Raw genomic sequence first — 20,047 nt, 5'->3', positions numbered from 1 at the left:
GCTTACAGCTGCCAGGAGCCGATATCGGCATTCACGCCGTCACCGTCTGGCTGGCCGTCGGCCCCCAGGGAGAACACATCCACTTCGCCGTTGGCCCCCGGGTTCAGGTAATGGTAAGGACGGCCCCAGGGGTCGTTGGGCAGGCGTTCCAGGTAGGAGCGCCAGTTGCTGTTCTTGGCATCCGCCGGGCGTTCCACCAGCACTTTCAGGCCCTGGTTCATGCTCGGGTAGGTGCCGTGGTCGAGGCGATAGAGCTTGAGGGCCTGCATCAGCCCGCCGATGTCCTGCTTGGCCGCGGTGGCCCGGGCCTGGTCCGGACGGTCGAGTACCTTGGGCACCACCATCGCGGCGAGGATCCCGAGAATGACCACCACCACCATGATCTCGATCAGGGTGAAACCGCCCTGTCCGCGTGGGCGGCGGGGCTGGCGACGGGGCTGACAGCAGGATCCGGGGTGTGACGTGAAGCGCACGACATCCATCTCGACGTTCCTTGGCTTGATTTCGATTCGTCGCGCAGTGTTGCAAGAAAATATGTCAGTGATATTGACGTTGCTCGGGAGTGACCGTCGCCAATCGGTCAAATTTGCCATGTAGCCTGCAAGCTTCCATTTGCGCCACGAGGCGTCCATGCCGCGGCCCCGCCAGCCACTACTCAAACCACCCGCCGGACCGCCAGCCGCTAAACAGCGGGGTTTCACCCTGATCGAGGTGCTGGTGGCGCTGGCGATCATCGCCGTGGCCATGTCGGCGGCGATCCGCGTGGCCGGCTTGATGACCCAGAGCAATGGTTTGTTGCGGGATAGATCCATCGCCCTGCTGGCGGCCCAGTCGCGCCTGGCGGAGTTGCGCCTGGAAGGCCGCCTGCCGCCCGGGACCAAGAACATCGAGTGCGACCAGGGCCGGCTCAAGCTGCGTTGCGAACAGAACATCGCGCCCAGCCCCGATCCACGGCTGTCCCGGGTCAGCGTGCTGGTCCTCGACCGCAGCCGCGAGGCCCCGCCCCTGGCGCGCCTGGACACCCTGGTCGCGCGGATACCGAAAAACCCCAATCGTTAAGGAATAACCCTGTAGGAGCGAGCTTGCTCGCGATAGACGTTAACGATAATGCGTGTTGAGTGGATGAACGCGGCGTTCTCGGGTCCATCGCGAGCAAGCTCGCTCCTACAGGGGACTCCGCTAGGCATGGCCTGCGTAGCGCCGAAGGCTCCAGCATGCAGCCACTTGTCGTACAGAGCCATCACTGCCGGGTCAGCACCGGCAGCGCCGGGCTTTCCGGCAACTTGCTGACATCCAGCCGCGAGCGCTCGCCAGCGCGCTCGATCACCACCCCGTCGCCCTCGATGGCCACCAGTTGCACGCCCTGGGCCAGGCGCTCGCCCACCAGGAAGCTGCGCGGCGGCGCGTCGTTGAGGCTGAGGATCGCCACCGCGCCGCGGGGGCTGGCCATCAGCCCGGTGACCTTGATGTCCAGCGCCAGCGGCTGGTTGGAAAACCACTGCTGCGCCGGGCTCTGGGCCTGGGCGGCCAAGGCTTGCGGCGGCGCCTGCGGGGTGCGTGACTCGGCGGGAGTCAACAGCAGCGACGACCAGGTCGCCACCCCGGCCACGATCGCCAGCAGGGCCACGGACTGCACCAGCTGCGGCGGGGAAAATCGATGGACGAATGCCATGGCAAGGACCTCCTGTTTGTCCGTCTTCGCAGCCTAGCGCGCAATGGTCACGTTTTTATTTCACATTCGCCGGGCAGGATGAAAACCGACGCACAGGAGCGCGCCCCATGACCCCATCCCGACAACAGGGCTTCACCCTGATCGAGCTGATGGTGGTGCTGGTGATCATCGGGATCGCCAGCGCCGCCATCAGCCTGAGCATCCGCCCCGACCCGCTGCAGGGCCTGCGCAAGGATGCCGAGCGCCTGGCGCAGTTGCTCCAGGTGGCCCAGGCCGAGGCGCGCGTGGATGGCCGGCCCATCAGCTGGCGGGCGGATGCCAAGGGTTTCGCCTTCAGCCGGCCCAGCGACGACGGCCGCGGCCTCGACCAGTTCAAGGACGACCCGCAGCTGCGCCCGCGGCCCTGGGAAAGCCCGACGATCAAAGTGCGCATCGAGCCCGGCCCGCGGCTGGTGCTCAACGCCGAATGGATAGACGCGCCGCTGCAGGTGCAACTGTCCGACGGCCGGCACAGCCTGACGGTGCAACGCACCGCCACAGGCGTGGTCCGGGTGGTGGCACAGCCATGAGGGCGCGGACCAACCAGCGCCAAGGCGGCTTTACCCTGATCGAGGTGATGGTGGCGATCCTGCTGATGGCGGTGGTCAGCGTGATCGCCTGGCGCGGGCTGGACAGCGTCAGCCGGGCCGACAGCCATTTGCAGGCCAGCAGCGAGCAGACCGAGGAGCTGCTGCGCACCCTGCACCAGCTGGAACGGGACGTGGCGCTGCGGGCCAGCGTGGAATTGATGGAGCCGGTGCCGGCGGGAAGCGATGCCGAAGCCAGCGATGTGCCGGCGGCCCTCACCGTGCGCAGCGCCGACAGCGGCACCTTCCGTCTGGATGTGATCCGCAGTTCGGCAACGCCCGGCGATGGCCTGCAACGGGTGCGCTGGTGGCTCAAGGGCGACACCCTGTACCGCGCGGCGGCGCCGGCCCGCGATCGTTATCCGCTGCCCGCGCCGAAAAACGGCGTGGCGGTGCTGGAGCATGTCAGCGACTTGCAACTACGGGTCTGGGATCGGGACAAGGGCTGGCGCCAGCTCAGCGGCAACCGCAAGGAAAACCCGCCAGGCTTGGAGATCCGCCTGGTGCGCCAGACGCCCCAGGGCGAAGAGCGTTACCGCCAGGTGCTGGGACCGTTGGAATGATTACCGCGTCGAGCTGGACGCCGCACCTGTAGCCGCTGCCGAGCCCGCGAGGCTGCGAACGGCCTACGGCCGTAAAACCGGTCAACCTGTTCTCTCTGGAAAAACGCATGCTCAGGTTTTGCGAGGACTTCGTCGGAATGCCGCCCACCTCGATCGCAGCCTCGCTGCGCTCGGCAGCGGCTACAACGGCAACGTACGTTAACGCAGCGGCCACGGGGGATTTGGGTCGACGGCGATTCTGCAGGAGCGAGGCTTGCCCGCGATCCAGGCCACGCGGGCTGTCTGCACGGACGCTATCGCGAGCAAGCTTCGCTCCTACAGATCCAGGTGCCAGGACTCAGCTCAACAACACCACGCCGCCCGGCAATTCGGTGCATTTGGCACCGTAGGCGTCGCGGATCAGCAGGGCCACGCCGGCCAGCTGGTTGAGGTTGAAACGCGCCTGCACCTTGCGCTTGCCCAGCTCGGCGTTGAGCAGCACCAGCATGCCCGGGCGGTAGCGGTTGATCTCGTCGATCACCGTGTTGAGGGTGGCGTTGTCGAACACCAGCACCTGCTCGCGCCAGGCGATCACCGCCGTCGGGTCCACCGCCGTCGGCTCGCCGACCTGGCGGCTGTCGTAGGTCAGCTGGCGACCGCTGTCCAGGCGGATCAGCCGGCCCGCGACCTCGACCTGCAGCGCGCCATCGATGCAGGTCACACAGACACTGTGGTTGGTATTGCGCACGTTGAAGCGCGCCTGGGAGGCGCTCAGCCAGCCGTTGCCGGCCTGGACCCGCACCGGCAGCGTGCTCTGGCTCAACACCTCGACCTCGCCTTCGAGCAGTTCGATGCCCTGCCCGCCGTCGGCCAGCTCGCGCCGGCTGATACGGGTCTGGGTGTTGAGTTCCAGGCTCAGCCCGTCCTCGAGTTCGACCCGGCGCTGCTCGCCGACTGCGGTGCGGTAATCGGCGCCCAGCCCGGCAAAACCGCCGGGCACCGAGACCCGCACCGCCACCAGGGCCACCGAGGCCGCCAGCGCCCCGCCGAGAAAGGCCCGGCGGCCGAAGCGCCGCGGCTGGGCCTGTTGCTGGCAGTGTTCGGCGGCTGGCTTCAGGCTGTGCCACAGCAACTTGGCCTGCTCGAAGGCCTCGGCATGCTGTGGGCTCTGCGCGCACCACTGCTGCAAGGCCCGGGCATCGGCCGCGGTAGCCCGCCCCGAGGTCAGCAGGAGCAGCCAGTCCTGGGCCTCGTTGCGCAGCCGGTGGTCCGGTGTCGCCCGAGAAGTGGAGATGCTAAAGATGTTCAAGCGTGCGGATACTCACGGATTAATCGGGGCCTTTAGTGACTAGGACGGTTTTCCGGCGCCGGGACCGAACCGCTGAATCACTTTTCTTTCAAGGCGCGAGGCGCAGTGGCCCAGGGCAGCCTTGATTTCCTTCTCGACCATCCGTGTCGAAATGCCGAAGCGCTGGGAGATTTCCAGGTGCGGCGCCTCCTCCAGGCGCGCGGCGATAAAGATCTTGCGCCGGCGCGCCGGCAGTTCGTAGAGCGCCTTGAGCAGCGACTGGATTTCCTTCTGCCCGCCCACCACCCGCGACGGGTCCAGGGCCTCGTCGCTGACCTGCAGCAGTTCCTCGACCTCGCTGCCGGTGAGCAGCCGGGCATCGGCCTCGCGGCGGTCGGCGGCGATGTTCAGGGCCATGCGATAGAGGTAGGCATTGGGCTGGGCGAGGTTCGGCGGCTGTTCCATGCGGTCGACCCGCAGGTAGGTTTCGTGCAGCACATCGTTGGCCAGATCCTCCGAGCCCAGGCGCCGGCGCAGACGCACCTTGAAGTCGTCGTAGGAGGTCAGGAACAACCTGACCATCGCACTGTGCCCGGTATTCTTCATGCCCCAAAGGCTCCCTGGCGTTGTCTGCAATCCATGCGTTTTCCTGCGCTGTCGGGTATCAGAAGCAAGGTCACTGGCTGGCGCAGCGAACTTGGCGCGGGTCGTTCGACCCAGGTTTCACTGAGGCTCTGCACCAGTGCCTCGTCGCGCCGCAGATCGCCGGTGGTGGTGACCAGGCGGCTGTGCTCGATATGCCCGCCGCGGTCGATCCACAGTTGCAGCACCGCGCGATAGCGCCCCGGCCGGGTCAGTTCCGAACGGCACAGGCCGGCCTCCACCGCGCGTTGCAGCGCACTGGCGAAACTGTCGCTGGCCCAGGCCCCGGCACTGCCGCCCGTCCCCTTGGGGGCAGGTGCATCGCTGAGCTGGGCGACTTGCAAGGTAAAGGCATCGGAACGGGCGTAACGGGCCATCAAACCACTTCCTGTCAGCAGGCGACTCAGGGCGTCCCGGGCGCTGTAGCGCCCCTGGACCCGTACCGAGCGACGCCCTCGGGTCAGCTCGCGGTCCACCAGCACCGCCATCCCGGTCGAGCGGCTGAACAGTTCAAGCGCTTCGGCCAGGTCTTGCGCGGCGATGTCCAGGTCCAGCAGCCGGTGCGAATCCACCATCGGCGGCGCGGGTTGCGCCGCCCGCAACCCACCCGAGGCGGCCAGCGCCAACAGCAGCGCAAGACCACAGCGCGCGAACACCGCGTGAAAGAAAGACCGATACCCGACCTTTGCTCGGCGTCGCTGCACGGCTGACCTGTCCCTGAAAACCGTCATCCTGAGGCCAGTTTATGAACCTGATGTGACGGCGCCCGCAAAAAAACCATCACCTTCGCGCCACCCGCCTTGCTTTACACTCAAGGACCGCAACGGCCCCTCCCGGGCCCGCCAGGAGGCCCCCCGATGAAACAGCTTCGCACCCTTGTCGCCAGCCTGATGCTCGGCGCCCTGCCGCTGGCCGGCCACGCCGCCGCGCCTGGCGAAGCGCCCGCCGCCGCTCCCGGCAAAACGCCCACGGAGGGGTGTATCGACGTCAGCGTGGGCGGCTACAAGGCCCCGGACTACGGCTGCCTGAGCCAGCAGATGGGCAACAACCCCGACGGCGCCAAGGCCGGGCAGAAGAACCAGGAGGCCCTGCAGGTGCCGATCCACAAGCGCCCGCCGAACCAGATGGGCCTGGCCACCCCGGCCGCCACCAGCACGCGGATGGGCAATACCTTCGGCACTTCGGTGAGGCCGCAACGGCCTTGAGGTTGTGTGCTCGGGCCCTGTCGCGAGCAGCCGTTTGCCGAGCATTGGCTGGCGTGGAGGGAAAAGGAATCCGGGCTAGACGCTGGGCTGTTGGCGGAACGCCACGGCGAGGCGGTTCCAGCAGTTGATCGCCGCCACCGCGACCGTCAGGTCGACCAGCTCGCGCTCGCTGAACTGGCCGCGCACGGCCTGGAACAACGCATCCGGCACCGCGGACTCGGACAACAGGGTCACCGACTCGCTCCAGGCCAGCGCCGAGCGCTCCCGCGAACTGAACAACGCCGAGTCGCGCCACACGCCGAGGGCGTACAGGCGCCACTCGCTCTCGCCGTTCTGGCGCGCCTGCACCGCGTGCATGTCGGCGCAGAACGCGCAGTGGTTGAGTTGCGAAACGCGGATCTTGACCAGCTCCAGCAGGGGTTTCTCGATGGACAGGCCGAAGCTTTGTGCCTCGAGCATCAATAGGCCCTTGAGGGCTTCCGGCGAGGCGCTGTAGTAGTCCAGGCGGGGTTCCATCGGGAGTCACCCTGAGCGTGTGTTTGTGTTCCCCCAGCCTAAGGGCCGGGTCGGCCTGCCCCTATAGCCAATCCGGGGGTTTATCGGCAGTCCATCGAACAGTGTCAGGCTCAAGACCGCCGAAGCCCTTCGGGCTTATCGTCCGAACGCGGCCCGAGCCTGCGGCAGCGGCTACACCGCCCGGTCCGAAAGCAGCGTCGTACCCTGTAGCCGCTGCCGAAGGCTGCGATCGCGGACGCAGTCCGCGCCAAGGCCGCAGGCCGATCCCGGGGTGCTACACGAACCCCGGGCTTGCGGGTAATCTGGCGGGCACCGATCGTTTTGGAATGTCATCGATGGAACTGCATGTCGTCATCAACGGGCGCAAGGACCTGGCCGACCAGCTGTATCGGCAACTGCGCGACGCCATTGAATCCGGGCGGCTGGCGGCGGGCGCCCAGTTGCCGCCGAGCCGCCTGCTGGCCGAGCAACTGGGGATCTCGCGCAAGACGGTATCGGATACCTACAGCCTGCTGACCTACGAGAATTTCCTGATCGGCCGGATCGGCCGCGGCACCTTCGTCAATGCCCGCCCGGTTAAGGCCGAGCCCAAGCAGAGCGCCGCCGACCTGGCCTGTGCGCAGAGCCTGGAAAAATGGCGCGAGCTGCCCTCGCCCCTGCGCCATCCGACCCTGGAAGGCACCTCGCGCTACGAGTTCATCGGCGGCGCCACCAGCCGCAATCAGTTCCCCCAGGAAGAGTGGCGGCGCTGCACCCAGGACGCCCTGCGGCGGATCGCCCAGAGCGGCGGTTTCTACAGCCAGCCGGAAGGCCTGCCGGCGCTGCGCAATGCAATTGCCGGGCATGTCTCGTTCTCGCGCGGCGTGGTTTGCAGCGACGCCGACATCCTGGTCTGCAACGGTGCGCAACAGGCCCTGGACCTGATCGCCCGGGTGGTGCTCGAACCCGGCAGCCTGGTGGCCATGGAAGACCCCGGCTACACCCCGGCGCGCCTGCTGTTCAGCGCCCAGGGCGCGACGGTGATCGGCGTGCCGGTGGACGATCAGGGCCTCCAGGTCGAGCGGATTCCCGACGGCGTGCGCCTGATCTACGTCACCCCGTCCCATCAGTTCCCCCTGGGCATGCCCATGAGCCAGGCCCGTCGCGAGGCCCTGCTGGAGCGGGCGCGGGAGCTGGGGGCGATCGTCATCGAGGACGATTACGACAGCGAGTTCCGCTACGAGGGGCGGCCCACCGATTCCCTGCAAAGCCTGGATAAGCGCGGCATGGTGGCCTATGTCGGGACCTTCTCGAAGACCATGCTGCCGCAGCTGCGCCTGGGCTACGCGGTGCTGCCACCGGCGATCCTCGGCGCGGTGATCAAGGCCAAGCGCCTCACCGACTGCCACACCTCGACCCTGCCGCAATGGGCGCTGGCCAAGTTCATCGCCGAGGGCTACCTGCTCAAGCACATCCGCCGCTGCCACACGGTGTACGCCGGGCGCCGCGAGCGCATTCTGCAGCGCCTGAACGGCGACCTCTCGCCCTGGCTGCAGGCGGTGCCGTCCACCGCCGGCTTCCACATGGCGGCGCTGTGCAAGGTGCCGGTGAACATCCCGCTGTTGCTGGAGCTGGCGAAGAAGGTCGAGGTCGGGCTCTACCCGCTGCACGGCTTCTATTATCAGGAGCCGGCCAGGGACGGGCTGTTCATCGGCTTTGGCGCCATCGAGACCCTGGACATCGACCCGGCCCTGGACAAGGTGCGCGACATCCTGCAACAGATCGCCTGATTGGCCCCGGGCTTTTCTCGGGGATTGGTTATTTTTCCTGCAATCTTGCGGCCCTATTCTGAGCCTCCAGCAAACGCCGTGACTGCAACTGCGATCTTGAGATCCCGCACCTGCTCCGTCGGAGTGCCACCCAAGCCGATCGCAGCCTGCGGCAGCGGCTACAGGACTCGTGGAGGGTTCTAGATGTCCAGTCCAGCCATCAATATCCTGCAGATCCGGGCCGCCCAGGGCCGTTCGGAGGAGCTTGGCCAGCAGTTGACCACGCTTCTCGCCGCCCTGCGCGAGGCTCCCGGTTGCCTGGCGTACAGCGCCCAGTGCAACACAGCGGACTCGCAGCACTGGACCGTGCGCGGCCAGTGGCGCTCGGCGGCCGAGATGCAGGCGCATTTCCATCTGCCGGCGGCCCAGGGTTTCATCGACCTGCTGGACCGCCGCCTGGCCTGCGCCCTCGACTTCGAACATTGAGGCATTGGTCTGCGCTTCTTTGCCGGGATTGGTTATAGGCCAGTCGCGCCAGCGGACTTACCTTGAGCCGGCCCCTTTCGCACCGGAGAAACCGACCATGAAGCCCCTCGCTACCCTGACCTGCGCCCTCGCCGGCCTGACCCTGCTCACCTCTCTGGGCGTTGCCGCCCATGACCCGGAGTACGGCCAGGAGAAAACCAGGATCCTGCAGGAACATGCCCTGGGCAACCTGCCGGGCAAGACCGCGCTGATGCTCACCGTCGACTACGCACCGGGCCAGGCCACGGTGCCGCACATGCACAAGGGCGCGGCCCTGGCCTATGTGCTCGAAGGCGAGATCACCTCGCGGGTCAACGACGAACCGGCCATCACCTACAAGGCGGGCGAATCCTGGTACGAACCGGCCGGCTCGCAGCACCCGGTGTCGGCCAATGCCAGCGCCAGCAAACCGGCCAGACTGCTGGTGTTCATGCTCAAGGACGCCAAGGATGAGGTGCTGACGCCGTTGAAGCAGTAAGCGCCTGGCAGCAGATACTCCGTAGGAGCGAGGCTTGCCTGCGATCCGCACAGCGGCCAGGCGCCTTTTTTCATCGGCTTGGCTTGGGAAATTGCGTTGCCTGTTCTGGCGTCATCGCGAGCAAGCTTCGCTCCTACAGAAGCGGCGGATTCCGTAACGCCAGATATTCCGTAGGAGCGGTGTGCTTTTTGTAGCCGCTGCCGCAGGCTGCGATAGGTCCGCAGGACCTTGAGCCCCTTGCGAGCGTTCCGCTCGATCGCAGCCTGCGGCAGCGGCTACAGCATTTCTTGAGGCCATAAAAAAGCCCCGTATCTCGCGATACGGGGCTTTTTCATTTACCGCTCGATCAGGCCGCCGCTACAAGGCCCGATTGACCGCTCATGGCCAGGTCCAGCAACTCGCGGTTGGCCACCGCGTACATGGCGTAGTCGGTGCCGCTGGCGGCACGGATTTCCACCAGCATCGCGCGCCAGCGCTCGACCATGCTCTGGTTCTGCTCAAGCCACAGGGCCACGCGGGCTTCCATGTCTTGCGGCGCGTCGGCCATTTGCAGGACCGAGATGGTGATCGCCCGCTGCTGCCAGTCCACGTCGTCGCGGAAGGCTTCGCGTGCCTGGGCCTGCCAGTTGTTGGCCACCGGCAGATCGCTGATCTGCTGCAGGTACCACGGCAGGTCCAGGGCGCTGCCCACGGCGAAGTAGGCCTTGGCCACATCGGCGGCGTCGTGCCCGGTGACATCCGCGGCCTCGATGATCGGCAACAGGGTGTACAGGTGGGTGGTACCTGCCACCATGCGCGCCAACAGCTCGGGCACGCCGGCTTCGACGTAGGCGGTGTAGCGGGTCTGCCAGCCTTCGCGAGTCGGGCCTTCCAGCAGTTCGTCGAGCTTGAGGCCCAACGCCGCCAGGTGCGGACCGAAGTGCGCGACGTCACGCGCGGCATCCTGCTCGTTGCGACGGCTGCGCAGGAACCAGCGAGTGGCGCGACGGCCAAGGCGCATCAGCTCGTCCATCAGCTCCAGTTGCACCTGGGCCGAGACCTGGTGGTCCAGGGCTTCGATCTGGCGGAACCAGTGCGGGAGATGGAAGATGTCACGCACGATCACATAGGCGCCCGCCACGTTGGCCGGGCTCATGCCAGTGGACTCCTTCAGGCGTTGCACGAAGGTGATGCCCATGTGGTTGACCAGGTCGTTGGCGATCTGGGTGCTGACGATCTCGCGCTTGAGGCGGTGACGGCGCATGGCTTCGGCGAACTTGCTGACCAGGGTCGGCGGGAACGCGGTTTCCATGTCGCGGGTCAGGTAGTCGTCGTCCGGCACCAGGGAACCCAGCAGCTGTTCCTTGAGGTCGATCTTGCTGTAGGAGATCAGCACCGACAGTTCCGGACGGGTCAGCCCGTGGCCGGCGCTGACGCGTTCGTTGAGCTGCTCTTCCGACGGCAGGAACTCGATGGCGCGGTCCAGCTTGCCACGGCCTTCCAGGTCGCTCATCAGGCGCTTGTACTCGGCGATCCGGGCAAAGGCGCGACGGGCCGCCAGGGACAGGGCCTGGGTCTGCTTGTAGTTGTTGCCCAACACCAGGCCACCGACTTCGTCGGTCATGCTCGCCAGCAGCTGGTTACGCTGCTTGTCGGTCATGTCGCCGGCCTGCACCACTTCGTTGAGCAGGATCTTGATGTTCACTTCGTGGTCGGAGCAGTCCACGCCACCGGCGTTGTCGATGAAGTCGGTGTTGGAACCGCCGCCATTGAGGCCGAACTCCACACGACCCAGCTGGGTCATGCCGAGGTTGCCGCCCTCGCCCACCACCTTGCAGCGCAACTCGTTACCGTTCACGCGCAGTGCATCGTTGGCCTTGTCGCCGACATCGGCGTGGCTTTCCGTGCTGGCCTTGACGTAGGTACCGATACCGCCGTTCCACAACAGGTCCACCGGCGCCTTGAGCAAGGCGTTGAGCAGCTCGGTCGGGGTCAGCTTGTCGGCCTGGATGTCGAAGCGTTCTTTCATCTGTGGCGAAATGGCGATGCTCTTCGCGCTGCGCGAGAAGATGCCGCCGCCTTCGGACATGATGCTGGTGTCGTAGTCGCTCCAGGCCGAACGCGGCAGGTCGAACATGCGCTGGCGCTCGGCGAAGCTGGTGGCCGGGTCCGGATTCGGGTCGATGAAGATGTGCATATGGTTGAAGGCCGCGACCAGCTGCAGCTTGTCGGACATCAGCAAGCCGTTGCCGAACACATCGCCGGCCATGTCGCCGACGCCCACCACTGTGATGCTGTCTTCCTGGACATTGATGCCGCGCTCGCGGAAGTGGCGCTGCACGCCGACCCACGCGCCCTTGGCGGTGATGCCCATCTTCTTGTGGTCGTAACCGGCGGAACCGCCGGAAGCGAACGCATCGCCCAGCCAGAAGCCGTAGTCGATGGCGATGCCGTTGGCGATGTCGGAGAAGGTCGCGGTGCCCTTGTCCGCCGCCACTACCAGGTACGGGTCATCGTCGTCGTGACGCACCACGTTGGCCGGCGGCACCAGGGCGCCGTCCTTCAGGTTGTCGGTGATGTCCAGCAGGCCGGAAATGAAGATGCGGTAGCAGGCGATGCCTTCGGCCGCGATCTCGTCCCGGCTGCCGCCCAATGGCAGGCGACGCGGCAGGAAGCCGCCCTTGGCGCCCACCGGCACGATCACCGAGTTCTTCACTTGCTGGGCCTTTACCAGGCCGAGGACTTCGGTACGGAAGTCTTCTTCGCGATCGGACCAGCGCAGGCCGCCACGGGCAACGTTGCCGAAGCGCAGGTGCACGCCTTCGACGCGCGGCGAGTAGACGAAGATTTCGAACTTCGGCACCGGCTTGGGCAGCTCGGGAATCAAGTGCGGGTTGAACTTGAAGCTGAAGTAAGACTTGTTATGGCCGTTGGCATCGGTCTGGTAGAAGTTGGTCCGCAGGGTGGCCTTGATCAGGTCCAGGTAGCGACGCAGGATGCGGTCTTCGTTGAGCACCTGGACATCGTCCAGGGCGCTGAGGATCGCGTGCTCCAGGCGTTGCTGCTTGTCTTCCAGGTCATCGCTGCCGAGCTTGCGCGCCAGGTAGAAGCGGGTCTTGAACAACCGGGTCAGCTCGCGGGCGATATCGGTGTGGTTGTTCAGGGTGCTGGCGATGTAGCCCAGGTCGAAGCCCAGGCGGATCTGCTTCAGGTAACGGGCGTAGGCACGCAGCAGCGCGACGTCGCGCCATGGCAGGCCGGCGGTCAGCACCAGGCGGTTGAACGCGTCGTTCTCGGCATCGCCACGCACGATATGGACGAAGGCGTCCTGCAGGGTGTCGTTGAGCTGCTGGATATCCAGGTTCAGGCCTTCGGCCGCGGTGAAGGCAAAGTCGTGAATCCAGAACTCACGGCCGCTGGCGTGACGCAGGCGATACGGGAACTCGCCGAGCACGCGCAGGCCGAGGTTTTCCAGGATCGGCAGCACGTCGGACAGCGCCAGCGGGGTATCGGCGTGATACAGCTTGCAGTGCAGCAGCGGCTGGCTGGTGGACTGGGTCAGCGGCTGGTAGAAGCTCATCACCAGCGGGTTGGCCTCGGTCAGGCTCAGCAGGTGCTGCATGTCGACCACCGCCGAATGCGCGGCGAAGCGCTCGCGGTAGCCGGCCGGGAAGCCTTTCGGGAAGTCGGCCAGGACGTTGGTGCCGTGGGCTTCGCCGAAGCTTTCGACGGTCAGCGCGGCGTAGTCGTCCTGCCAGCTGCGGCAGGCCTGCACCACTTCTTTTTCCAGCAGCAGCGGGTCGATGTCGATGCGGTTCTTCGGGTCGACCCGCAGGATCAGTTGCACGCGCGCCAGCACGGACTCGGAGAAGAAAGTCCAGAACTCGCAGTCGGTGGCCTTCAGGCGATCCATCAGCACTTGCTGGATCTTCTGCCGCACTTCGGTGGAATAGATGTCGCGCGGTACATAGGCCAGGCAGTAGCAGAAACGACCGTACGGGTCCTTGCGCAGGAACACGCGGATCTTGTTGCGTTCCTGGATCTGCACGATCGACATCACGGTGTTGAACAGCTCGTCGACCGGGGTCTGGAACAGGTCGTCGCGCGGCAGCACTTCGAGGACCTGGGCCAGTTCCTTGCCCAGGTGCGCCTTGGCCTGGAAGCCGGAGCGCTGTTCGATGATTTCCACCTTGCGGCGGATATAAGGAATCACCCGCACGCTTTCGCCATACACCGACGAGGTGTACAGGCCCATGAAGCGGCATTCCTTGAGCACATTGCCATCGGCATCGATCTGGCGGATCGACACATAGTCCGGGTAGGCCGGACGGTGCACGCGGCTTGGGTGGGCGGCCTTGGCGAACGACAGCGGCGTCGGTTCGCGCAGGTAGTTCACGGCGTAGTCTTCGATGCGCAGGTCGTCGACGGTAAGGCCGGCGCGCAGCAGCTTGGTCAGGCCGAGGAAGGAGTCCTGGTCGTACTCGATATGGCCACCGTGGTGGTCCTCGCGCACCACGAACTCTTCGTAGCCGAGGAAGGTGAAGTGGTTGCCCACCAGCCATTCCAGGAAGCTCTTGATCTCGCCCTTTTCATCGGCGTCGATCTCGAACTGGCTGTTGCCGATGCCATCGATCAGTTCCTGGACCTTGGCTTTCATCGGCTCGAAATCGGCCACGGCGACGCGCACTTCGCCGAGCACCTGCTCCAGTTCCTTGCTCAGGACATTGAGCTCGGCGGTGTTGGCGCAGCGGTCGATCTCCAGGTACATCAGCGATTCTTGCAGGATGCCTTCGCCCTGGGTGCCCTTGGGCAGGATTTCCAGCAGCTCGTTCTTGCTCCCGCGACGCACGCTCAGCACGGTGGTCTGCAGGGTGTGGATGCTGTAGCCGCGACGGTTCAGCTCGGTGCGGACCGAGTCCACCAGGAACGGCAGGTCATGGTGCAGCACTTCGACCGCGGTGTGGGTCGACTGCCAGCCATGACGTTCGTAATCGGGGTTGTAGACGCGCACTTGCGGTTGCGCGTGGTCGAAGCGCTCAAGCAGGCGCCAGGCAGAAAGGGTGCAGCCCGCCAGGTCGGACAAGCGACGCTGGGTGAGTTCGTCCAGAGAAATGATGCCGAAGAATTGTTCAGCGAACAGCGCCACTTGTGGCAGTGCCTGTTCACTGATGTGCTGCGCCAGTGCCGCTTGCAGTTGGTGCTGGAAGTCGGCCTTGCTGGCTGCGGTGAAGAACGCCATCTGTGGTACTCCGCTTGGGCTTGTTATTGAGTAAAGCGTCGCATGCAATCCCCTTGCGGGGGTGTCGGTCATCCTGCTCCTGGATCTCGGGCAGAGGTCGCAGGATGACAGGGTGGTGAAGCTGTATGAGACGCTCAGGTCACATTCACCGTTCCCGGATGGGCATCTGCAAAAACGACTGCCGCGGTGCGCCGGGCAATGCCTTTACAGGTGCTCATCCGTTGCGCAGCTTAACGAGTGCGGCAAGAGCGCTGCTTGCGGTGCTGCGACATATTCGGTCATTGGCAGGCAACTGGCGGGCCAAGCCTTGAACAACACTAGCAGCCGCCGGACAAAACGGCGGTCGCGCCGAGGCTTTACGGGACTGTCGTGCCAGAAACGGCCCGCGTCGGGAACCCACTCTCTGACACACAAAGCAGCAGAAATTCCCCCGGGCTGGCAGAATTGCACTTTGTTCGCCCCGCTCCCCCGTCGGAGCCAGACCCAGGACTCGCCCTATGCAAATGACCACCGCCCACCTGATCGCCAACCCGTGCGACGACGAAGAAGACAACATGGCCATGCTCTGCTGCCACAGCAACCAGGGCGAGATGTTCCTGATGACCCGCTACCCGGACGAGGACGAACTGGAGATCACCCTGGACGGCGAACCCTCGACCCTGGACGGGGTGAAAGTCACCCTGGGCCCGACCCGCCTGCTGATCGAAATCGCCGCGGCCGACGCCGACGCGCTCAATGGCAGCGATCACCTGGAGATCCTGCACAACACCGCGGCGGCCGACCTGGCGGAAGTCGAGGAAACCCTGCAGAACATCCTCAAGGGCACCGGCACCTATATCAGAGAGTTTTGAGCTACAAGCTTTAAGCTACAAGCTTGGAGCTTGGAGCTTGGAGCTACGAGCCACCGACTGGTTTCTTGACAAGAAACCGGCGCCCCGGCATTGTCTGACAACCTGACTTACGAGCCCCCTCCTCCATGCTTCAGCTCCAGCGCCCCGACACCCTGGTCGAACGAGTGGTCAACGCGATCCGCAAGGAAATCGACGCCGGCCGCCTGACCGCCGAATCGCGCCTGCCGACCGAACAGCAATTGACCGAGCAACTGAACGTCAGCCGCTCGGTGGTGCGCGAGGCCGTGGCGCAACTCAAGGCCGACGGCATCCTGGTCAGCCGCCGCGGGCTGGGCTCGTTCATTTCGCAGAATCCCAATGGCAGTGTGTTCCGTTTTCCCAGCCAGAAGGGCCGCAAGCCCGATCTGGTGCAGATGTTCGAAATGCGCCTGTGGATCGAAACCCAGGCCGCTTCCATCGCCGCCCAGCGCCGCGACGACGCCGACCTGCAACGCATGCGCAGCGCCCTGCAAGAGATGCACGACCAGCGCAGCGATCTGGCCGCGGCCGCCCTCGCCGACGTGGAGTTCCACCGAGCCATCGCCGACGCCAGCAAGAACCACTACTTCGTCGCCTTCCATGATTTTCTTCGCGGCCAGCTGGCCGAAGCGCGGCGCACCGCCTGGGAAAACTCGGCGGCCCATTCGGTCGGCGGTTCCGCCGATGCCGGCCGCGAACACCAGGCACTGTACGAAGCCATCGCCGCCGGTGACCGGCAGCAGGCCGCCGCCTGCGCCGAGGCGCACCTGCGGGCCGCGGCCAAGCGCTTGAAAATCGACCTGCCGAGTATCGATTAAACCCCTGTAACCCACTGCCTGACGGACGCTGCCGCGCGGCGTCTTTTATTTACCTAACTTTGTCTGACAACCTGATAATCAGACCCGAACAAGAATAACCAAGGTGACATCTGCATGATCTACGACTACTGCATCATCGGCGGCGGCATCGTTGGCCTCGCCACCGCCATGGCGCTGCTCGAACGCCAGCCCGGCGCCTCGCTGCTGATCCTGGAAAAGGAAAACGTCCTGGCCCGGCACCAGACCGGCCACAACAGCGGGGTGATCCACGCCGGCATCTACTACGCCCCGGGCAGCCTCAAGGCCGACCTGTGCAAGCGCGGCGCCCAGGCGACCAAGGATTTCTGTACCGAGCACGGGATCAGGTTCGAGGTCTGCGGCAAGCTGCTGGTGGCCTCCACGCCGTTGGAAGTCGAGCGCATGCATGCCTTGTACGAGCGCTCGCAGCAGAACGGCCTGAAGGTCGAACGGCTGGATGCGCAAGAGCTGCAGCGGCGCGAACCGAACATCGTCGGCCTCGGCGGCCTGTTCCTCGATGCCACCGGCATCGTCGACTACCGGCAGGTGTGCGAAGCCATGGCCCGGGTCATCCAGCAGGCCGGCGGCGAAGTGCAGTTGCAGACCACCGTGCGCGCCATCGTCGAAACCGCCGACAAAGTCACCATCAGCAGCGACGACAAGGTCTGGAGCGCCCGCCAGCTGGTGGCCTGCGCCGGCCTGCAATCGGATCGCCTGGCGGCCCTGGCCGGGGTCAAAATCGACCACCAGATCATCCCGTTCCGCGGCGAGTACTTCCGCCTGCCGGCGGCGAAGAACGCCATCGTCAATCACCTGATCTACCCGATTCCCGACCCGGAGCTGCCGTTTCTCGGCGTGCACCTGACCCGGATGATCGACGGCAGCGTCACCGTCGGCCCCAACGCCGTGCTCGGCCTGGGGCGGGAGAACTATCGCAAGTTCTCCGTCAACTGGCGCGACGTGGCCGAGTACGCAACCTTCCCCGGCTTCTGGAAAACCATCTGGAATAACCTCGGCTCCGGCACCACGGAGATGAAGAACTCGCTGTTCAAGCGCGGCTACCTGGAACAGTGCCGCAAATACTGCCCGTCCCTGGAAGTCGCCGACCTGCTGCCGTATGAGGCCGGGATTCGCGCCCAGGCGGTGATGCGCGACGGCACCCTGGTGCACGACTTCCTGTTCGCCGAAACCCCACGCATGGTCCACGTCTGCAATGCCCCCTCGCCGGCCGCGACCTCGGCCATCCCCATCGGCCAGATGATTGCCGAGAGAATCCGCAAAGCCCGTTGATCCCCGCTGCACGGGTGCCTGGCGCCCGCTTGAAAATAACTACAAACAACAAGGAATCCTCAGATGTCAGTCCATGAGGCGGCCCCGGCCGCATGCGAAACGCCGCAACAAAAACAAAAACGCCTGCGCAAGGTCGCGGCGGCGACGATCTTCGGCTCGATGCTGGAGTGGTACGACTTCTATCTGTACGCCACCATGGCGGCCATCGTGTTCTCGAAAATCTTCTTCGACCCCGGCAACCCGAAAGTCGCCTCGCTGCTGGCGTTCTCCACCTTTGCCATCGGCTTTATCGCCCGGCCCTTCGGCGGCGTGCTGTTCGGCTATTTGGGCGACCGGTTCGGGCGCAAGCAGGTGCTGGTGATCACCTTCTGCATGATGGGTGTGTGCACCACGCTGATCGGCCTGATTCCCAGCTATGCCTCGATCGGCATCTGGGCGCCGATCATCCTGGTGCTGGTGCGGATCATCCAGGGCCTCGGTGCTGGCGCCGAACTGTCCGGGGCGGCGGTGACCTCCTACGAGCACGCCAGCGAAGGCAAGCGCGGCAGTCAGGGGGCCTGGCCGGCGCTGGGCCTGAACCTGGGCCTGCTGCTGTCGTCGCTGACCGTCTACCTGCTGACCATGAACGGCAATGAGTTCCTGCTCTCCGGCGGCTGGCGCATTCCGTTCATCTGCAGCATCGCCCTGGTCGGCGTCGGCCTGTGGGTGCGGCGCAGCATTCCGGAAACCCCGCAGTTCGAGAAGCTGGACAAGGCGCAGGAAAAGGACAGTGCCAAGGTCCAGGCCTCGCCCCTCAAGCTGCTGTTCAAGAACGACCTCAAGGGCCTGGCCGTGGTGCTGTTCGTGGCCATCGGCTACAACGCCCTGAGCTACATCTTCAAGACCTTCTCCCTGGCCTACCTGACCCAGTACAAAGGCGTCGAGGCCCATGTCACCTCGCTGTCGGTGACCATCGCCAGCCTGGTGGCGATAGTCGCCGTGCCCTGCTTCGGCTGGCTCTGCGACAAGTGGAGCAGCAAGAAGGTGCTGATGCTCGGCGGGCTGTGCTCGGTGTTGTTCGCCTATCCGTTCCTGAGCCTGCTCAATACCGGCGAGCCGCTGATGATCTACCTGGCCATCGCCATCGGCACCGGGGTATTGGCCCCGATGATGTTCGCCCCCCAGGGCTCGTTCCTCAGCCGCCAGTTCCCGACCCAGACCCGCTCTTCCGGCTTCGGTACCGGCCGCGAAATCGGCACCGCCATCGCCGGCGGCCTGGCGCCCCTGGGCGGGCTGGCCCTGGTGGCCAACTCGGCGACTCACTCGACCGACGGCGTGGCGCTGATCCTGGCGGTCTCGGCGGTGATGGTGGTGGTCTTCGCCCTGTGCGACCAGGGCCGCAAGCACTCCAGCTTCAAGAACTGAGCGCCCGCCACTGACGCGCCGTGAGGGCGGCGCGTCAGGCACCCGCCGCCATCCCCTTCTCCCAAACCTTGAAATACCCTGCGCGGTTGCGGGCAATTAGCGGTTATTTACAGAAATTTGCCAGGTGCCGTTAGTCGCCGGGGGCCCGGATGGATTAAAGTAACGCCCCCAGCCTTGGCGTTATTCGAACGCCCTCGGTCACCCTCTGCAGGAACAGTCATCGATGGAACATCGTGAAGCGCTACTCGCGCTGCGAACCTTTCTTTCAACGCAGATTCTCGGCCAGGAAAAACTCATCGAGCGCTTGCTCATCGCCCTGCTCGCCGACGGCCACATGCTGGTCGAGGGCGCCCCGGGCCTGGCCAAGACCAAGGCCATCAAAGAGTTGGCCGAAGGCATCGAAGCGCAGTTCCATCGCATCCAGTTCACCCCCGACCTGTTGCCTGCCGACATCACCGGCACCGAAATCTATCGCCCGGAAACCGGCAGCTTCGTGTTCCAGCAAGGACCGATTTTCCACAACCTGGTGCTGGCCGACGAAATCAACCGCGCCCCGGCCAAGGTCCAGTCGGCCTTGCTCGAAGCCATGGGCGAGCGCCAGGTCAGCGTCGGCCGCAGCACTTATGAGCTGTCGCCGCTGTTCCTGGTGATGGCCACGCAGAACCCCATCGAGCAGGAAGGCACCTACCCGCTGCCCGAAGCCCAGCTCGACCGTTTCCTGATGCACGTCAAGATCGGCTTCCCCGACGCTGCCGTCGAGCGGCGCATCCTGCAACAGGCCCGTGGCGAGGCGCTGAACGGCGAAACCAAGCCCGAGCGCCGCATCAGCCAGCAGGCGATCTTCGCCGCGCGCAAGGAAATCCTCGGCCTGTACATGGCCGACGCCGTGGAGGAATACCTGGTGCAGTTGGTGATGGCCACCCGCACCCCGGCCAAGTTCGACCCGGAGATGGCCGAATGGATCGCCTATGGCGCCAGCCCGCGCGGCTCCATCGCCCTCGACCGCTGCGCCCGGGCCCACGCCTGGCTGGCCGGGCGCGACTTCGTCAGCCCCGAGGACATCCAGGCGGTGCTGTTCGACGTGTTGCGCCACCGCATCATTCTGTCTTTCGAAGCAGAAGCCGCCGGCATCGACCAGGACCGGGTGGTCCAGCGGATTCTCGACGTCGTAGCCGTCGCTTGACCCCG

General features: G+C 65.4%; 19 protein-coding genes. 12 read left to right on the top strand and 7 right to left on the bottom strand.

All coding sequences use genetic code 11. The annotated features are described in order from the left end of the window. Nucleotides 1–2: 2 nt before the first annotated feature. Entirely contained in the window at nt 3–482 is a 480-nt protein-coding gene (gene gspG, locus BM019_RS14285; protein ID WP_062825734.1) for a type II secretion system major pseudopilin GspG, read from the bottom strand. 148 nt (nt 483–630) lie between these two features. Between gspG and gspI the strand changes: the two genes are divergently transcribed. After that, nucleotides 631–1,059: a type II secretion system minor pseudopilin GspI gene (gene gspI, locus BM019_RS14280; protein WP_009043648.1), complete on the top strand. Its 429-nt coding sequence runs from the start codon at nt 631–633 to the stop codon at nt 1,057–1,059. A 181-nt stretch (nt 1,060–1,240) separates the two neighbouring features. On the opposite strand, the gene BM019_RS14270 is transcribed toward gspI, so the two are convergent. Next, complete coding sequence (locus BM019_RS14270; RefSeq protein WP_085531025.1) at nt 1,241–1,672, bottom strand: type II secretion system protein N; 432 nt, start codon at nt 1,670–1,672, stop codon at nt 1,241–1,243. Nucleotides 1,673–1,779: 107 nt separating this feature from the next. On the opposite strand from BM019_RS14270, the gene gspH reads away from it, so the two are divergent. Further along, complete coding sequence (gene gspH, locus BM019_RS14265) at nt 1,780–2,241, top strand: type II secretion system minor pseudopilin GspH (protein ID WP_092418651.1); 462 nt, start codon at nt 1,780–1,782, stop codon at nt 2,239–2,241. After that, nucleotides 2,238–2,861, top strand: a complete 624-nt coding sequence (locus BM019_RS14260; RefSeq protein ID WP_092418650.1) for a PulJ/GspJ family protein — start codon at nt 2,238–2,240, stop codon at nt 2,859–2,861. The genes gspH and BM019_RS14260 overlap by 4 nt, the downstream gene beginning before the upstream one ends. A gap of 337 nt (nt 2,862–3,198) precedes the next feature. Here BM019_RS14260 and BM019_RS14255 read toward each other — a convergent pair whose 3' ends face one another. Genes BM019_RS14255 through BM019_RS14245 form a run of 3 tightly spaced genes read right to left on the bottom strand, consistent with a single transcriptional unit; the run spans nt 3,199 to nt 5,345 of the window. Next, nucleotides 3,199–4,149: a FecR family protein gene (locus tag BM019_RS14255; RefSeq protein ID WP_092418649.1), complete on the bottom strand. Its 951-nt coding sequence runs from the start codon at nt 4,147–4,149 to the stop codon at nt 3,199–3,201. A gap of 39 nt (nt 4,150–4,188) precedes the next feature. Beyond that, nucleotides 4,189–4,734 carry an RNA polymerase sigma factor gene (locus BM019_RS14250; RefSeq protein ID WP_092418648.1) on the bottom strand — a complete coding sequence of 182 codons (546 nt, stop codon included), beginning with the start codon at nt 4,732–4,734 and terminating at the stop codon, nt 4,189–4,191. Next, a complete protein-coding gene (locus BM019_RS14245) occupies nt 4,731–5,345 on the bottom strand; it encodes an STN domain-containing protein (RefSeq protein WP_092418872.1) in 615 nt (204 codons plus the stop codon). The genes BM019_RS14250 and BM019_RS14245 overlap by 4 nt, the downstream gene beginning before the upstream one ends. A gap of 282 nt (nt 5,346–5,627) precedes the next feature. On the opposite strand from BM019_RS14245, the gene BM019_RS14240 reads away from it, so the two are divergent. Then, nucleotides 5,628–5,975 (top strand): hypothetical protein, encoded by a 348-nt coding sequence (locus BM019_RS14240; RefSeq protein ID WP_092418647.1) that lies wholly within the window; start codon nt 5,628–5,630, stop codon nt 5,973–5,975. Between the two features lie 75 nt (nt 5,976–6,050). On the opposite strand, the gene BM019_RS14235 is transcribed toward BM019_RS14240, so the two are convergent. After that, nucleotides 6,051–6,491 carry a carboxymuconolactone decarboxylase family protein gene (locus BM019_RS14235; protein WP_092418646.1) on the bottom strand — a complete coding sequence of 147 codons (441 nt, stop codon included), beginning with the start codon at nt 6,489–6,491 and terminating at the stop codon, nt 6,051–6,053. Nucleotides 6,492–6,826: 335 nt separating this feature from the next. On the opposite strand from BM019_RS14235, the gene BM019_RS14230 reads away from it, so the two are divergent. The 3 genes from BM019_RS14230 (at nt 6,827) to BM019_RS14220 (ending at nt 9,242) form a co-directional block, all read left to right on the top strand. Next, the gene (locus BM019_RS14230) at nt 6,827–8,260 is read left to right on the top strand and encodes a MocR-like pyridoxine biosynthesis transcription factor PdxR (RefSeq protein WP_092418645.1); all 1,434 of its coding nucleotides are present in this window, start codon (nt 6,827–6,829) and stop codon (nt 8,258–8,260) included. Nucleotides 8,261–8,443: 183 nt separating this feature from the next. Next, nucleotides 8,444–8,725 carry a putative quinol monooxygenase gene (locus BM019_RS14225; RefSeq protein ID WP_009043640.1) on the top strand — a complete coding sequence of 94 codons (282 nt, stop codon included), beginning with the start codon at nt 8,444–8,446 and terminating at the stop codon, nt 8,723–8,725. Between the two features lie 97 nt (nt 8,726–8,822). Next, nucleotides 8,823–9,242, top strand: a complete 420-nt coding sequence (locus tag BM019_RS14220) for a cupin domain-containing protein (protein WP_092418644.1) — start codon at nt 8,823–8,825, stop codon at nt 9,240–9,242. Between the two features lie 346 nt (nt 9,243–9,588). On the opposite strand, the gene BM019_RS14215 is transcribed toward BM019_RS14220, so the two are convergent. Further along, on the bottom strand, nt 9,589–14,460 hold the full coding sequence (locus tag BM019_RS14215) for an NAD-glutamate dehydrogenase (RefSeq protein WP_092418643.1): 4,872 nt from the start codon (nt 14,458–14,460) through the stop codon (nt 9,589–9,591). Nucleotides 14,461–14,957: 497 nt separating this feature from the next. On the opposite strand from BM019_RS14215, the gene BM019_RS14210 reads away from it, so the two are divergent. From BM019_RS14210 to BM019_RS14190, 5 genes are all read left to right on the top strand, one after another. Continuing rightward, on the top strand, nt 14,958–15,311 hold the full coding sequence (locus BM019_RS14210) for a hypothetical protein (RefSeq protein ID WP_092418642.1): 354 nt from the start codon (nt 14,958–14,960) through the stop codon (nt 15,309–15,311). 125 nt (nt 15,312–15,436) lie between these two features. Then, on the top strand, nt 15,437–16,147 hold the full coding sequence (locus tag BM019_RS14205; RefSeq protein WP_007925785.1) for a FadR/GntR family transcriptional regulator: 711 nt from the start codon (nt 15,437–15,439) through the stop codon (nt 16,145–16,147). 114 nt (nt 16,148–16,261) lie between these two features. Then, complete coding sequence (gene lhgO, locus BM019_RS14200; RefSeq protein ID WP_092418641.1) at nt 16,262–17,455, top strand: L-2-hydroxyglutarate oxidase; 1,194 nt, start codon at nt 16,262–16,264, stop codon at nt 17,453–17,455. Between the two features lie 63 nt (nt 17,456–17,518). Then, nucleotides 17,519–18,859 (top strand): MFS transporter, encoded by a 1,341-nt coding sequence (locus BM019_RS14195; protein WP_092418640.1) that lies wholly within the window; start codon nt 17,519–17,521, stop codon nt 18,857–18,859. 223 nt (nt 18,860–19,082) lie between these two features. Next, the gene (locus tag BM019_RS14190; RefSeq protein ID WP_007925774.1) at nt 19,083–20,042 is read left to right on the top strand and encodes an AAA family ATPase; all 960 of its coding nucleotides are present in this window, start codon (nt 19,083–19,085) and stop codon (nt 20,040–20,042) included. Nucleotides 20,043–20,047 lie beyond the last annotated feature (5 nt).

This window comes from Pseudomonas sp. NFPP07 (assembly GCF_900115645.1).
GTDB classification, from domain to species: domain Bacteria; phylum Pseudomonadota; class Gammaproteobacteria; order Pseudomonadales; family Pseudomonadaceae; genus Aquipseudomonas; species Aquipseudomonas chlororaphis.
This window is presented reverse-complemented; position numbering and strand designations above follow the sequence as displayed.

Coding starts and splice junctions, on each gene's coding strand:
- lhgO (WP_092418641.1), top strand. CDS start 16,262: ATGATCTACGACTACTGCATCATCGGCGGCGGCATCGTTGGCCTCGCC.
- BM019_RS14190 (WP_007925774.1), top strand. CDS start 19,083: ATGGAACATCGTGAAGCGCTACTCGCGCTGCGAACCTTTCTTTCAACG.
- BM019_RS14235 (WP_092418646.1), bottom strand. CDS start 6,491: ATGGAACCCCGCCTGGACTACTACAGCGCCTCGCCGGAAGCCCTCAAG.
- BM019_RS14220 (WP_092418644.1), top strand. CDS start 8,823: ATGAAGCCCCTCGCTACCCTGACCTGCGCCCTCGCCGGCCTGACCCTG.
- gspH (WP_092418651.1), top strand. CDS start 1,780: ATGACCCCATCCCGACAACAGGGCTTCACCCTGATCGAGCTGATGGTG.
- BM019_RS14245 (WP_092418872.1), bottom strand. CDS start 5,345: ATGGTGGATTCGCACCGGCTGCTGGACCTGGACATCGCCGCGCAAGAC.
- BM019_RS14225 (WP_009043640.1), top strand. CDS start 8,444: ATGTCCAGTCCAGCCATCAATATCCTGCAGATCCGGGCCGCCCAGGGC.
- BM019_RS14270 (WP_085531025.1), bottom strand. CDS start 1,672: ATGGCATTCGTCCATCGATTTTCCCCGCCGCAGCTGGTGCAGTCCGTG.
- gspI (WP_009043648.1), top strand. CDS start 631: ATGCCGCGGCCCCGCCAGCCACTACTCAAACCACCCGCCGGACCGCCA.
- BM019_RS14210 (WP_092418642.1), top strand. CDS start 14,958: ATGCAAATGACCACCGCCCACCTGATCGCCAACCCGTGCGACGACGAA.
- BM019_RS14205 (WP_007925785.1), top strand. CDS start 15,437: ATGCTTCAGCTCCAGCGCCCCGACACCCTGGTCGAACGAGTGGTCAAC.
- BM019_RS14260 (WP_092418650.1), top strand. CDS start 2,238: ATGAGGGCGCGGACCAACCAGCGCCAAGGCGGCTTTACCCTGATCGAG.
- gspG (WP_062825734.1), bottom strand. CDS start 482: ATGGATGTCGTGCGCTTCACGTCACACCCCGGATCCTGCTGTCAGCCC.
- BM019_RS14195 (WP_092418640.1), top strand. CDS start 17,519: ATGTCAGTCCATGAGGCGGCCCCGGCCGCATGCGAAACGCCGCAACAA.
- BM019_RS14230 (WP_092418645.1), top strand. CDS start 6,827: ATGGAACTGCATGTCGTCATCAACGGGCGCAAGGACCTGGCCGACCAG.
- BM019_RS14240 (WP_092418647.1), top strand. CDS start 5,628: ATGAAACAGCTTCGCACCCTTGTCGCCAGCCTGATGCTCGGCGCCCTG.
- BM019_RS14215 (WP_092418643.1), bottom strand. CDS start 14,460: ATGGCGTTCTTCACCGCAGCCAGCAAGGCCGACTTCCAGCACCAACTG.
- BM019_RS14250 (WP_092418648.1), bottom strand. CDS start 4,734: ATGAAGAATACCGGGCACAGTGCGATGGTCAGGTTGTTCCTGACCTCC.